The organism is Rhodophyticola sp. SM2404 (assembly GCF_053570515.1).
The window spans coordinates 39,309-53,735 of record NZ_JBSEDL010000005.1 but is presented as its reverse complement, the minus strand read 5'-3'; the positions used below and the strand labels follow the sequence as shown (position 1 = coordinate 53,735).

Here is a 14,427-nt window from a genome sequence, read left to right as displayed (position 1 = left end):
GCGCATTGAAAGTATCAATTGTCACTGTGGTTTTGAACAGAAGCGATACAATACGTGCTTGTCTCGAAAGTGTAAGCTCCCAACGTTATTCTAACATAGAACATATCTTGATAGATGGTGGCTCAACTGACGGGACGTTGGAAGTCCTTCGCGAGTATGCAGCTGGTTCAGACCAGGTGGTCATAACTTCGGAGCCTGATAAAGGGATTTATGATGCCATTAATAAAGGTATTAAACGTGCATCAGGAGACATAATTGGATTTCTGCATTCTGACGATATTTTCAGCAGTGACGGTTCCGTCGCAGAAGTTGTAAAAACTCTTTCCAAAAACTCTTTAGATGGGTGTTTTGGAAATTGTCATTTTTATTATAAATTGTCAGAGAAATTTCCAATTAGAGTTTATAGAATTTCTAATTCTTGGACAAAGCTTTTAAAGTTTGGTATTATACCTCCGCATAGCACATTATTTTTAAGGAATGGTGTATATAAAAAACTGGGACTTTACAGTACTGACTATAAAATATGTGGGGATTTTGAGTATTTCTGTAAAATGAAAAAAGCGGGTATTAAAATAAATTATTGTCCAAATTATACATTGAAAATGAAATATGGTGGTGCCAGTACGAAGTCGACTAGTAGGCGTGTCATAAATACAGAAATCTACGAAATCCTGAGTACGCATAATATTCAGAAGTTTAAATTTCTTATATACCTCAGGTATATCTTGAAAATATTTGAGATTAAGCCACGAGCTTTTCTAAAGTTAAGGTAGAAAACAAAAAATGTTGAAATCAGTAATTGTAACAGGTGGATATGGATTTATTGGATCAAACTTGGTTAGATATCTCATAGACCAAGGAATTGATGTATTAAATTTAGATGACATGCGTACTGGAGCTGCCACTGGTAATTTGCAGGACATAGAAGATGTCTCCAATTATGACTTTAAGAAGGTCAACCTAGCAGATCCAATAGCTTTAAAGGCTGCCGTAGAAAATTTTGTTCCAGATATCATATTTCATTTGGCTGCAGAAAGTCATGTAGACCGGTCAATTGAAGGCCCGGGACCTTTCATAGAATCTAACATTATTGGTACCTTTAATCTATTAGAGTTAGTGAGATTAGAAAATATAAACTGTCGTTTTGTTCTGGTATCTACCGACGAAGTATTTGGCTCACTTGAGCTCGGATCTGCAGAAAAATTCAGCGAGAACTCACGTTATAAACCTTCAAGTCCTTATTCATCATCAAAAGCCGCGGCTGATCATTTAGCTAAGGCATGGTTTGAAACATACGGCTTAGACGTCATTGTCACAAACTGTTCGAATAATTATGGCCCGAGACAACACAGCGAAAAGCTTGTCCCGATGGTAATCAAAAACGCAATTTCTGGTAAATCCATACCTGTATATGGTGATGGATTGAATGTGCGTGACTGGCTATTTGTTGATGACCATGTGAGTGCTTTGATCGAGATCGCACGGAACGGAGTTTCTGGGAACAGCTATTTGATTGGTGGAAATAATGAGTTACCAAATATTGAATTGATCAAATTAATTTTTGAAATGCTGAAAAGAGATCCTCGGTATTTAAATCATGAATTTGAATCATTATTGAAATATGTTGAAGATCGCGCTGGTCATGATCGAAGATATGCAATTGACAGTTCCAAGCTAATGACTGAATTAAATTGGGAGCCATCCTGTTGTATAGAAGAAGGAATTCGTCAAACCATTTTATGGTATCTGAAGTCGTGGGGAGGAGCTAGATAATGTCGCGCATTGGAATTTTATTAGCAGGTGGGACAGGTTCTAGACTGTGGCCAATTACTTTAGGCGTCAGTAAACAAGTATTAGCTGTTTATGATAAGCCCCAATTTTACTATGCACTATCTACGTTGATGCTTGCGGACATAAGAGAGATTTGCATCGTCACTAATCCAGAGAATACAGAAGTTTACGCTAGTTACTTTGGTGACGGTTCAGAAATTGGAATGACACTGCACTATGTAAGTCAAAAAGAGCCAAGAGGAATTGCTGACGCATTTAACGTTTGCAAACAGTATATTCAGAACAAAAAATGTGCCTTGATCTTGGGCGATAATATTTTCATCGGAAATGAGCTAACACGCGACATTACAAATCCAAGTCTAAACGATTATGGCGCCACACTCTTTGTGCAAGAGGTATCTAATCCATCAGCTTACGGCGTAATTGAATACAAAGAAAATGGTAAAATTAGGAATATTATTGAAAAACCGTTGAATGCTCCGTCCAACAATGCCGTGACTGGATTGTATTTTTATGACGAAAATGTTTCTTATTTTGCCGCTCAACTAACACCCTCTTCTCGAGGCGAATTAGAAATAACCGACCTTAACAATATTTATTTGAAAAACGGTGAATTAAACGCGCAGAAGTTTGGTAGAGGCCATATTTGGTTTGACACTGGAAATCCTCGCGATTTGCTTGATGCTGGAAATTTAGTTGAGATATTACAGAGGCGGACGAATTTGATGATAGGCTGTCCAGAAGAAATTGCGTTTCAGAAAAACTGGATTACCAGCGATGCGTTAATTGCATTAAGCAGAAAATATGCAAAAACAAACTATGGGATTTACTTAAAAGGCCTAGCAACATGCAGCACGTGAAAGTTACTACATCAGTGATTGATGAGCGAGGGATGTTGGACGTATTTGACGATCTACCCTTCGATTGTAAAAGATTTTTTACTATTAAAGCGCCGAAAGATCAGGTTCGGGGTAATCACGCACATCATCACACGGAAATGGTATTATATTCGGTTCAAGGTAAGATTAAAATTGAAGCGATGTCACATAATCATACTGAAGTTGAAATACTCATTCCGGGTTCATTTGGATTGTTGTTACTACCTCATGAATACAGGCGAATGACCTTTCTGGAAGATGCTTGCCTTCTTGTCTTAGCGAGCACCGTGTATTCGTATGATGATTACATTTTTGAGATGCCAAAATGATACAATATGAAAATTTGCAGAAATTAAATGACAATTATCGAGCTGAGATTGATGAAGCGATAAAACAGGTTCTCGATAGTGGGTATTTCATTCTCGGGGAGAATACAGCGAAATTTGAGGAAGAATTTTCACGGTACCTAGGCATTGACCACTGTATCGGAGTAGCCAATGGCTTGGATGCTCTAACGCTGTCTTTCGTGTGTTTGGATTTACCGTCAGGTTCTGAAGTTATTGTACAATCGAATACTTACATCGCAACAATTCTGAGTATCGTGCACAATGACTTAAAACCTATATTTGTGGAACCTGACCTTGATACTTATTCAATGTTAGCAAAATCGATAGAAAAGAATATTACGCCCAAAACAAAGGCTATTCTAGTTACTCACTTGTATGGAAAAATATCAAACATGGAAGAGATTTGCGCGCTTGCGAGAAGATATAATCTATTCGTTGTCGAAGACTGCGCGCAATCACATGGATCAACATTAAATGGTAAGCAATCGGGAACATTTGGTGACCTTGGCTGTTTCTCTTTCTATCCCACAAAAAACCTAGGTGCTTTAGGCGACGGCGGTGCAGTTGTAACAAATAATCAACTCTTTGCAGAAAAAATTAAAACTTTACGAAATTATGGCTCGTCTAAAAAATATTTAAATGAGAGGCTAGGAGTGAACTCAAGATTGGATGAACTCCAGGCTGCAATTCTTAGAATAAAGTTGAAGTACTTAGAAAGTTACATTCAGAAAAAGCGTGATGTGGCAGATCAGTACTTTCAATTACTTGACTCTACAAGGTATTCCTTACCAGTGATTGAAGCTGATAAGCGGGACACATATCATATTTTTCCAATCCGATTGAAGAGCAGAGATAAGATAAGAGAAGTATTAAATAGTAACGGAATAAAAAGTGAAATTCACTATCCAGTTCCATTATGTGACCAACCTGCACTTAAAAACCACATAAGCGCGCTACACCCAATTGCAAAGAAAATTTCAAATACAATTTTGAGCCTTCCTTGCTCTATAGTGCACACTGCCGAAGAAATTGAAGAAGTGTGTAAAGTATTAAATCAGGCTGAAGAAAATGCTAACTGAGTTTTGGAAGTACAGAGATCTTTTTTTTATACTAGTTTGGCGGGATATTTTAGTCCGATACAAACAAACCCTTTTTGGTATTTTGTGGGCAATAGTAAGGCCTTTAATCTCCATTGTAATATTTGCTTTTGTATTTCAGAAAGTTGCAAATATGCCAACGCACGGAGATTATCCGTATCAACTGACTATCTTCTGTGCAATGTTGCCCTGGATACTATTTTCCCATTTTTTGTCGGAAGGTGGGAATAGCTTGTTAGCAAATACAAATCTAGTTACAAAAGTATATTTTCCCAGAATTTTTTTGCCATTATCCTGTATCGGTGTCGGCGTCTTAGATTATTTAATAAATATAATTGTATTTATTTGTTTGGCAATTTTCATGGGATTTCATGTAAATTTCACGTCTGTATTTGGCCTAATAATTGCAAGTATTCCGGTACTAATCCTTAGTTTTGGTCCTGTGCTATATATTTCTGCGGCAACGGCAAGATATCGCGATTTTCGTTTCATGATACCGTTTGTGTTGCAAGTTGGAATTTATATTACCCCGGTGGGGTATGAGTTAGCTGCCCTTGGACCAAATGCAGCTCAATATTTGGCATACAATCCATTAACTTTTTGTGTTGAATTTTCCAGATTTATGGTTTTGGATGGTTACCCTATGCCAGGATTAAGTGCGTTTACCTCATTTATCGTTTTTGCACTTATAAGTTTTGTTGGTGGATTTAGGTATTTCAAAAGAACTAGTGACATTATGGCGGATTATATATGATGGACTATGCGATTAAAATCGAAAATGTGTCAAAATCGTATCGCTTAGGAGGTTCTACGGCTCCAGACAATTTTAGAGAAGCGTTGGCAAATTTATTCAAAGGAAATCAAAAAAAGGAAAACGACAAAGATTTTTTTGCATTAAAAGATGTGAATATTTCTTTAGAGCAGGGAAAAGTGCTTGGATTGATAGGTTCTAATGGAGCGGGCAAAAGCACTCTCTTGAAAATAGTATCTGGAATTACGAAACCTACAAGTGGCAGTGTTTCATTTCAAGGTCGAGTGGGAACATTACTGGAAGTTGGAACCGGCTTTCACCCAGAACTCACCGGTCGAGAAAATATATTCTTGAATGGCGCAATTTTGGGTATGAAGCGCCATGAGATTTCTCGCAAGTTTGATGAAATAGTTGATTTTGCAGGTATCGAGAAATTCCTCGATACGCCAGTAAAAAGATATTCATCTGGAATGTATGTAAGGCTTGCTTTTTCAGTCGCTGCTCATTTGGAGCCTGAAATTCTAATTGTCGACGAAGTTTTAGCTGTTGGTGATGCCGAATTTCAAAAAAAATGCCTTAACAAGATGAAAGAAATCTCTGGATCCTCTCGCACAATCATATTCGTGTCACACAATCAAGCTGCTATCGAAAGCTTATGTGACAAGTGTGCATTGCTTGAGCAGGGACAAGTAACGTTTGTTGGCGACACGCATCTTGCTTTGCAACAGTACGGAACGACTAAGACCACTAATGCGTTTGATAACAAAGCGGTACAACGTAAAGTCATTACAGATATCGAAGTTAAAAATATTGCCGTTAAAAATAAAGATGGAGATATCAATGGTGCTATTAAAATGGGAAGCGAAGCAATATTTAAATTAGAAATTTTGTCTCAGAACGCCTATGAGAATGTTGAAGTTAGTTTAGGTATCAACACATTGTATCAGGAAGAGCGTATGCTTTTATCGAATAAACTAACTGGAGAAAAAATTAGCTTAAAAAAAGGTACAAATTCATTGTCTGTTATTGTTCCAGAATGGCAACTTGGTCCTGGCACCTATGGTATAAATGTTCACATAACATCCCGAGGACTTGTAAAAGAGTGGATAATAAATGCTGTAGAATTTGATGTTGCAGCAAACGATTTTTTTGGTACGGGTGCTTTACCCCCAGATGCATACAGAAAATTCGTATGTAATCATCAATGGATTTTGTAAATGTATTCATGGTTGAAATATAAATTTAAGCAAAAATCGAAATTCCACCAAAAGTCGATAGAGTTCCGAGAGATGATGGAGGCGAATGATCAGTATGCATACGAGAAAATGTTTGCTGATGATATGAATATAAAAATATATATGGACAAAAACCGATTAGAATTTTTAAAATCTGTGGTAGAATTAGCTGTAAGTAAAATAAGCGTTGTTTCTAAAACACATATTTTGGATGTTGGCTGTGGCACAGGTGACTTATTAAATATTTTAATACAAAGGAAAATTGGTGCAACCCATTTAGGGATAGATTATGCTTCAACCGCAGAAAGAGTTGTGAAATCTCTCAATGGGAGCATAGAATTCGTTTGTGGCGATTTATATGAGCTGACCTTGCCTCGAAAGTACGACCTTGTGTTTTGTACCGAGGTAATAGAACATGTTCCAAGACCTCGTAAATTTGTCGAGAGAATATTCCAAACAATGGATAGCGGGGGTCATCTCATAATAACTGTTCCAGACGGTCGTAAGGATACTTGGACTGGACATCGTAATTTTTGGAGTCCAGAAAGTTTTGAGGAATTTATAAGTGAATTTTATGAAGAATATGAGATCGACTATTTAGAAAATACTAATTTTGCGGTGGTAAAAAAATGTTAAGAAAATTGACTAAAAATTTCTTTGAATATTTTGGACTTGAACTGAGAAGAAAAAATGTAACTCAGAACCTATTAAAAGATCAATTAAGCTGGAGTTATCAAAGAGACTTCTTGGGGCCAGATATAGCATATTCTATACAGAAAAAATTTATCATCGATATAGGTAGTGGCGCCAAGCCAAATCCTTACGCAAATGTATTGACTGACTTTTATCCAGATGCAAGCTTCCATAGAGCAGGCATGTTAGACGAAGACAGACCCGTTGTTGTGTGCTCTATTGAAGATATGCCGTTCAGAGATAAATCCTTTGATTTTTCTTTCTGTACCCATGTTTTGGAACACGTCCCTAATTTGGAAAAAGCTATACCTGAGATAGTGCGAATTAGTGATAGTGGACTTATTGAGACTCCTCGATATGGTAAGGATTTTATGCTTGGAACATCGAAGCAACACTATTGGCAAGTTGTGCCGCATGATAATGAATTATTTTTCTTTCAATATTTAGAAAATGAGCGATTTGCTTCATCAGAAGCGAGTCCATGTATGCGTGACTGGTGCTCAAATACTAAAACAGAATTTCAAGAGTATTTTTGGCAAAAGCAGTTATTATTTAACTCATTATTGAGGTGGGAAAATGAGGTTAAATTTCATACTTATCGGTTCAATGGCGGCGCATCAGAGAATATTGAAGAGAAAAAAATAGCGTCAGAAAACATCGATATCGATGGAAATGCCAACCTTTCCGAAGACGAAATAAATATGCTGTCGCAAATTTTGATTTCTAGGGTCAGCAGAGAACCGATGTACTATTGTTATAAGGATCAGTCATTTAAGAATGATTTTGACGGATCCAGATATCCCGTGATTGGCAAACGTATCTTATTTCAAATTGGTGATGGAAATGGAGAAAATGTTTTAGATGGTTAAGTGCAAATTATGTAATTCGAGCGATGTAGAAAATCTATTTGAGAATATAAGAGATGATCGCTATGGATGTCCTGATGTTGTTTCTATACTGGATTGCAAGAAGTGTAGCTATCGTTTTACATATCCATTTTTAACTGATAAGAAACTGCCCACGTTATACGAAAAATATTATCCCAGAGCTTCTGAAAATGCAGAGCAAATTAAATATCAGAACCCAAAACTTTCGTTAATATTACGTATAAACCATTTTATAAACGGCACAAGCAATCAAGGTCAATTCATCGCTAAGGCAGGAGATAAATTCTTAGATGTGGGAGCTGGTTCATGTGGAAGTGCTTTACAAGCGAAGTTGAGTAACTGTGATGTTTGGACGATTGAAGCCGATCCAACTTCAAAGACATTCGCAGAAGAATTTGGTTTAACTCACCACACTGGTATGCTTTCTGACGCTCCTAATTCTTTCGCCGACTTTGATATTATATCTTTTAATCAGGTTTTGGAGCACGTAACAAACCCAGAGCGAGAAATTACTAATGCCAAAGCACGATTAAAAGATAGTGGGTTAATATTTATATCAGTTCCAAATTCAAAAAGCTTGGTTGCGCGATTGTCAGAAAGTTCATGGATAAATTGGCATGTACCCTTTCATGTTAGTCACTTTAATAAAAACGTTATGAAAAATATGCTCCAAAAACATGACTTGAAGATCCAGAAGATTTATACAAAAACACCTAACTTATGGTTAAAAATACAAGTGCTACGTTATTTGGGTCTGGACAAAATATACATCTGGGATCGTCAAAAGAATTCGCAGAGTGAACGCAATACGATACTTGAAAAAATTAAAAGGAAAACTCTATTGGCTTCGTTGTCTATTCTCACGCCAGTAATAGCGAGAATTTTAGACTTTTTCGGTCAAGGGGAAAGCATCTGTATAATCGCAGTAAAAAAATGAATCACTATGACTATTTTTGTAGTTATTCCAACATTTAATCGTATAAAACAACTTTCGGAATTGCTCTCAGATCTTCGGTATCAAGAGGGCTGCCAAATACCCGTGGAGATATGCGTTGTTAATGACGCTTCCACAGATGAAACGTCTGCGGTGTTGGAGCACATTGAGAATATAAATGTTATCGCTACACGTGGTAATCGTTGGTGGCCTGGAGCAATCAATGATGCAATACATTACTTGAAGAATGATCGCTCCATTCGGCAGGATGATTTTGTTTTGCTTTTGAACGATGATACTAGGTTGCCTACAAATTATCTACGTGAGCTTATGTCCACAGCATGTCTGGGCCCCAAGGTTTGCATCGGGTCTATGATAAAAGATATTGATACATCAGAATTAATCAGTGTTGGTGCTTGCTATAATCGTAAAAAACTGAAAATAACTGACCGCATAAACAATACTCAGCAATATGATAACGTAATAGAGTTATCTTTACTTAGTGGTCGCGGAACTCTTTATCCGGCTTCTGAATTTATGACATTAGGTAAGAGCAATGAATTTTTCACTCCACAATACTTTGCTGATTACCTTATTTCGTTCCGGTTTAAACAGCAAAATTATAAACTAGTTACTCATCCAGATATTTTTGTCTACAGCGATACTAATTTTGGAAACATGAAAAAATTAAGTTTTTTACGAAAATACTTTTGGAGGAGGTCATCGAATTATGTCATAGCTAAATTTTATTTTGATTTAATGACAATAAAAAAATCTTTTATACTACTTTACCCCTTAATCGTTATCGGGAAGGGTGTATGGAAACTTAGGGCTCGCAGTAAAATATGAAAATCATAATTATAGACACTTATTATCCAGCGTATTTGAAAAAATTAGAGCCTAAAATGTTAGGCATGAGTCATGAAGAGTGTCAAAATTATCTTAGAAACTCTATGTTTGGGACAGGAAATTTTTATTCAAAAAATTTAGCAGAATACGGCGTGGAAGCCTTTGAAATTATTCCAAACAGCAAGTTTTTGCAAAAGAAATATTGGAAGGAGCAAAATAAACTATTTAATGTGGTGAAGCTTAATATACCATACAGATTAAATCGTTTAAATATTTTGCGGAAGGTCGGGTTATATAATAGTTCATATGATGATTATATCTTGAGAGAAATAAGTCAAGCTAAGCCGGATGTAGTCTATTCTCAAGATTTGAGTTTTATCACTCCCGATTGTGCTCAAAAGATTAGGGGACTAGGAGTAAAATTAATCGTTGGACAAATCGCATGCCCAACGCCTGGGTTAGAGTTCTTAAAAGTTTATGATTTGATACTTACTTCATTTCCCCATTTCGTGAATCGATTTAAAGAGTTGGGAATCATGAGTGAGTATTTCAAAATTGCGTTTGAAAGTACAATTTTAGACAGTATTCCGAAAAATACTACAAGGGATATCACTTGTTCTTTTGTTGGTGGTATTAGCCGCCATCACTCCAGTACGATACCGTTATTAATGGCTGCTTCGGAGGTAATTGACCTCTCTATTTTTGGATATGGGGCAGAAAACTTAGATCCAAATTTGACAAATCTCCATCAGGGTGAGGTATGGGGGACAGAGATGTATCAAACCTTGGGGCGTTCATTGATTACTTTAAATCGCCACATTGACGTATCGGAAAATAATGCGAACAATATGCGATTGTTTGAAGCCACCGGAATGGGCGCATGTTTAATCACAGACATGAAAGATAATTTAGGAGACTTATTTGTGTTGGATGAAGAGGTCGTCACTTATTCATCACTAGATGAGTTGAAGGAAAAGTTACAGTACCTACAAAATAATTTAAAGATAGTCGAAGAAATAGCGCAACGCGGTCAGAAACGAACACTCAGTGAGCATAGTTATAAAAATAGAATGAGCGAACTGATTCAAATTTTAGGCAGGTATCTGTAGATGTTAAATATTTTAAGGTTAGTTAGGGCTAGGATTAAGCGTTCGTACTCGGTATCGCATTCGTATAAGGAAGTGAGCGTTTTTAGTGATGTAGATATCGAAAAAACAATTGAGACTTGGCAGCTTGAAAGCACGCCCTGTGAGCAATGGAAAATCGTGTCGCAACAAATTCAACGTCTGAAGCAAAATATAGAAACCACTGAATTTAGATCCTTTCGGGAAGCTTTGGAAACAAGCTACGAAATCAACGATTGTTTCAATGTTTTAGAAGTAGGATGTTCCTCTGGATATTACAGCGAAGTTTTAAACCGCTCGTTTCCTAATTCTAGTTACACCGGTGTCGACTTTTCAAAGAAATTCATTGAATTTGGTGTTGAGAAATTTCCAAATATTAATTTACAACAAATGGATGCTCAAGATCTTGGGGAATTTGATGACCGTCAATTTGAATGCGTCGTGTCGGGTTGTGTGTTACTGCATATACCGAATTGGGAGATCGCCCTTATTGAATCGGCTAGGGTGGCGAACCGGATTCTTATTCTCCACCGTACACCATTGAGTGATACTATCACAAAAAGATACATAAAATCGGCATATGGAAGTCCAACACTTGAGTGGCAGTTTTCTATTAATGATATCAATGAACTGTTAGCTTCAAAAAGTTTCCAACTGAAAAATGTAATACCACTATCCGTGAGTGATAATGGTCAAGTAGCAACGATGATATACGAAAGAATTCTATGAAGCATATTTATTGCTGTCTTTTTGATAAAAATTATTCTGTAAAGGGTCTTTCAATGATCCAATCTTTACAGAAGTTTGATCCGTCCGCCCGTATATTTGTTTTAGCTCTTGATAAATATACTGAGCGGCTAATTTTAAAATTGAAAGAGCGGAATATTAATTTAATAACTCTAGTACAAATAGAAGATGAAAATGTACTGACTGCCAAAGGTAATAGAGGATTGGTGGAGTATTATTGGACACTTTCTTCTGTTCTTACGGCTTATGTATTTGAAAAATACAACCCTGAATTCGATACGCTTACATATTTAGACTCTGATATATTTTTTTATTCTGACCCAAATATAATCTTCTCTCAGATAAAGCGAAATACATCTTGTATAATCACGCCTCATAATTTTTCACGTAGGTTGATGGACCGAATAGTTAATGGCAAGTTTTGCGTTCAATGGGTAACATTCGTTAACAATCAAGTGGGAAGGAAAGTCCTGTTCGATTGGCGATCTGATTGTCTTGAGTGGTGTTATTACAAGCTTGAGGACGGCAAAATGGGCGATCAGAAATATTTAGATTATTGGCCAAAACGATATGAAGGTGTGGTAATTGACGGAAATCTAGGGGCGGGCGTCGCGCCGTGGAATTATGAAGATATAAGTTTCAGTGAAGACGATGGGAAGATATTTGCAAACGCTTCACCTCTAATCTTCTATCATTTTCATCAATTTACGCACATCGCCAGAGATAGATATGATCGATTGTCAAAGTTTTACACTGATGTATGTGACGTTCCAGAAAGTATTTACATGTTATACGAGGACGTCTCAACCAAAAATTATGAAAAAATCGAAGCGATAATGCATGAGGCCCCATACAACTTTACGTCGATCAAAAAAACATCCTTACTACTCCGCAGAATTGTGCAAGCTTACTTTCCAAATTGGATTAAAGCACTTTTACGTCGTATAAAGCGTTATTAATTGATGTTAAAACAACGTTATACAGAGACTGTAGTTGTGGTTGTTTTATTTCTACCTTACGTGATATTTTACACCTATCTCACTACGCAACGAGAAATTATTTTTGACACAGCAGTATATTTTGAATTTTACCATCAAATTCAAAGTTTATCTTATCATTATGTAAATTGTATGGGGTTTGAGCCTGTATTTTGTTATACTTCAAAGTTATTATCAACCTCTGGTTTAACGCCATACACGATACATATATTTTGGTCATTTTTGACTATTTCTTTGATTATCTTAGGAATCCTGAGATTTAGCAATAAGCGCAGAGTTAAACTTGTTCTCATTGTTATACCATTAACGTTGAATTTTTATAATCCAACCGAAATATTTTTTCTGACACGACAATTTGTTGCAGGTGCCTTCTTATTGAATTTCTTCGTCAGCAGGGAGCGATATGGAAAATTTATTTGGGGTACTTTGGCTATATTTACTCATTTTTTTTGTTTACCTATTCTTTTATTATTTATTATTTCAAAATACAACTTAATCGAAATAGTGAGATCCAACTATAAAAAAATTCTTGTAGTTTTTATCTTTGTAGTAACGATGTTTTCCGAAGAACTAAATCTTGTTCGCGCAACACTTGAATACAAAATTCATGCGTACCAGGGCAAAAATGACGGTTCGGTTTCAGCTCTTAGCGAGGTAAAATTTTTATTATATTTTGCTACTGCATATTATTTGGCTGATCACAAGGTCAGGATATTTTTAATTTATTGTTTTTTGTTCTATTGTTTGACATTTATTAATTCTTTAGCGCACTTACGGTACCATAAGTATTTTTACTTTATATTTATGTACGCATTCCTTTACTCTACAAGATTAAATCTATCAAGTTATACGATTATCGTTTCACTGCTGGGAATCTTCAGGTTTAATTCGATAGTAAAGTGGCAAACTAATGGTTTTGGATTGGATTCGGCAGTCAAAACACTGTTCCGAGAATTATTATCGTAGGAAGTAAACACGTGAAAAAAGCACTTATAACTGGGGTTACGGGCCAAGACGGTTCATATCTAGCAGAATTTTTGTTAAATAAAGGCTACGAAGTTCATGGAATTAAACGACGATCGTCGCTCTTCAACACACAGCGTGTTGATCATATTTATCAGGACCCGCATGTTATAAATAACCGCTTCAAGCTTCATTATGGAGACTTGTCGGATAGCTCAAATTTAACGCGTATACTGCGAGATATCGAGCCTGATGAAGTATACAATCTTGGAGCGCAGTCTCACGTTGCGGTGAGTTTTGAAAGTCCTGAATACACAGCCGATGTCGATTCCATTGGAACATTGCGCTTGTTAGAGGCCATACGTTTCTTGGGTTTAGAAATGAAGACAAAATTTTACCAGGCCTCGACTTCGGAACTTTATGGGTTGGTTCAGGAAACGCCTCAAAATGAAACAACACCTTTTTATCCACGATCTCCCTATGCGGTTGCGAAATTATATTCATATTGGATTTGCGTAAATTACCGAGAGGCTTACGGCATGTTTGCCTGTAACGGTATCTTATTTAACCATGAAAGCCCCCGTCGTGGCGAAACTTTTGTTACGCGCAAAATCACGCGTGGACTAGCCAACATTGCTCTTGGGCTAGAAAGCTGCCTGCACATGGGCAATATTGATGCATTGCGTGACTGGGGTCATGCCAAAGATTATGTGCGCATGCAATGGATGATGCTTCAGCAAAATGACGCTAAGGATTATGTTATCGCGACAGGAAAGCAATATTCGGTGCGAGAATTTATTACTTGGTCAGCAAATGCACTTGGCATCGATCTTGAGTTTAGAGGCTCTGGCATAGATGAGGTTGGCGTCGTAACAGGTGTCTCTGGTGATCTTGCGCCAAAGATCTCAGTGGGTCAGGTAATTGTTAAAATTGATCCGCGCTACTTTAGACCTGCAGAAGTTGAGACGCTCTTAGGAGATCCGTCCAAGGCAAAAGCTGAACTGGGTTGGGAGCCTGAGATAACTGCGCAAGAAATGTGTAAGGAGATGGTTGAAGAAGACCACAAGGCTGCGCGACGCCTTGCGCTCCTGAAAGAGCATGATCTCGAGCTTCCCGTGTCGATTGAAAACTAA

Annotated in this window: 16 protein-coding genes; all 16 read left to right on the top strand. The window is 36.9% G+C overall.

Going from position 1 to position 14,427, the window contains the following annotated elements; genetic code table 11:
- Positions 1-5 precede the first annotated feature (5 nt).
- On the top strand, positions 6-773 hold the full coding sequence (locus ACTYEO_RS08995; protein ID WP_449323402.1) for a glycosyltransferase family 2 protein: 768 nt from the start codon (positions 6-8) through the stop codon (positions 771-773).
- 10 nt (positions 774-783) lie between these two features.
- A complete protein-coding gene (rfbB, locus tag ACTYEO_RS08990) occupies positions 784-1,773 on the top strand; it encodes a dTDP-glucose 4,6-dehydratase (protein ID WP_449323401.1) in 990 nt (329 codons plus the stop codon).
- Positions 1,773-2,651, top strand: a complete 879-nt coding sequence (locus ACTYEO_RS08985) for a sugar nucleotidyltransferase (protein ID WP_449323400.1) — start codon at positions 1,773-1,775, stop codon at positions 2,649-2,651. Before rfbB ends, ACTYEO_RS08985 begins: the two co-directional genes overlap by 1 nt.
- Positions 2,639-2,998 carry a sugar 3,4-ketoisomerase gene (locus ACTYEO_RS08980; RefSeq protein ID WP_449323399.1) on the top strand — a complete coding sequence of 120 codons (360 nt, stop codon included), beginning with the start codon at positions 2,639-2,641 and terminating at the stop codon, positions 2,996-2,998. The genes ACTYEO_RS08985 and ACTYEO_RS08980 overlap by 13 nt, the downstream gene beginning before the upstream one ends.
- Positions 2,995-4,095: a DegT/DnrJ/EryC1/StrS family aminotransferase gene (locus ACTYEO_RS08975; protein WP_449323398.1), complete on the top strand. Its 1,101-nt coding sequence runs from the start codon at positions 2,995-2,997 to the stop codon at positions 4,093-4,095. The genes ACTYEO_RS08980 and ACTYEO_RS08975 overlap by 4 nt, the downstream gene beginning before the upstream one ends.
- Complete coding sequence (locus tag ACTYEO_RS08970; protein WP_449323397.1) at positions 4,085-4,867, top strand: ABC transporter permease; 783 nt, start codon at positions 4,085-4,087, stop codon at positions 4,865-4,867. The genes ACTYEO_RS08975 and ACTYEO_RS08970 overlap by 11 nt, the downstream gene beginning before the upstream one ends.
- Positions 4,864-6,081 (top strand): ABC transporter ATP-binding protein, encoded by a 1,218-nt coding sequence (locus ACTYEO_RS08965; RefSeq protein ID WP_449323396.1) that lies wholly within the window; start codon positions 4,864-4,866, stop codon positions 6,079-6,081. Before ACTYEO_RS08970 ends, ACTYEO_RS08965 begins: the two co-directional genes overlap by 4 nt.
- Positions 6,082-6,735 carry a class I SAM-dependent methyltransferase gene (locus ACTYEO_RS08960; protein ID WP_449323395.1) on the top strand — a complete coding sequence of 218 codons (654 nt, stop codon included), beginning with the start codon at positions 6,082-6,084 and terminating at the stop codon, positions 6,733-6,735.
- Positions 6,729-7,661 (top strand): class I SAM-dependent methyltransferase, encoded by a 933-nt coding sequence (locus tag ACTYEO_RS08955; protein ID WP_449323394.1) that lies wholly within the window; start codon positions 6,729-6,731, stop codon positions 7,659-7,661. Before ACTYEO_RS08960 ends, ACTYEO_RS08955 begins: the two co-directional genes overlap by 7 nt.
- On the top strand, positions 7,654-8,616 hold the full coding sequence (locus tag ACTYEO_RS08950) for a class I SAM-dependent methyltransferase (RefSeq protein ID WP_449323393.1): 963 nt from the start codon (positions 7,654-7,656) through the stop codon (positions 8,614-8,616). The genes ACTYEO_RS08955 and ACTYEO_RS08950 overlap by 8 nt, the downstream gene beginning before the upstream one ends.
- 6 nt (positions 8,617-8,622) lie before the next feature.
- Entirely contained in the window at positions 8,623-9,462 is an 840-nt protein-coding gene (locus ACTYEO_RS08945; protein WP_449323392.1) for a glycosyltransferase family 2 protein, read from the top strand.
- 65 nt (positions 9,463-9,527) lie between these two features.
- The gene (locus tag ACTYEO_RS08940) at positions 9,528-10,571 is read left to right on the top strand and encodes a CgeB family protein (RefSeq protein WP_449323391.1); all 1,044 of its coding nucleotides are present in this window, start codon (positions 9,528-9,530) and stop codon (positions 10,569-10,571) included.
- A gap of 72 nt (positions 10,572-10,643) precedes the next feature.
- Positions 10,644-11,315 (top strand): class I SAM-dependent methyltransferase, encoded by a 672-nt coding sequence (locus tag ACTYEO_RS08935; protein ID WP_449323390.1) that lies wholly within the window; start codon positions 10,644-10,646, stop codon positions 11,313-11,315.
- Positions 11,312-12,292: a hypothetical protein gene (locus tag ACTYEO_RS08930; RefSeq protein WP_449323389.1), complete on the top strand. Its 981-nt coding sequence runs from the start codon at positions 11,312-11,314 to the stop codon at positions 12,290-12,292. The genes ACTYEO_RS08935 and ACTYEO_RS08930 overlap by 4 nt, the downstream gene beginning before the upstream one ends.
- A 3-nt stretch (positions 12,293-12,295) precedes the next feature.
- Positions 12,296-13,297 (top strand): EpsG family protein, encoded by a 1,002-nt coding sequence (locus tag ACTYEO_RS08925; RefSeq protein WP_449323388.1) that lies wholly within the window; start codon positions 12,296-12,298, stop codon positions 13,295-13,297.
- A gap of 11 nt (positions 13,298-13,308) precedes the next feature.
- Positions 13,309-14,427 carry a GDP-mannose 4,6-dehydratase gene (gene gmd, locus ACTYEO_RS08920; RefSeq protein WP_449323387.1) on the top strand — a complete coding sequence of 373 codons (1,119 nt, stop codon included), beginning with the start codon at positions 13,309-13,311 and terminating at the stop codon, positions 14,425-14,427.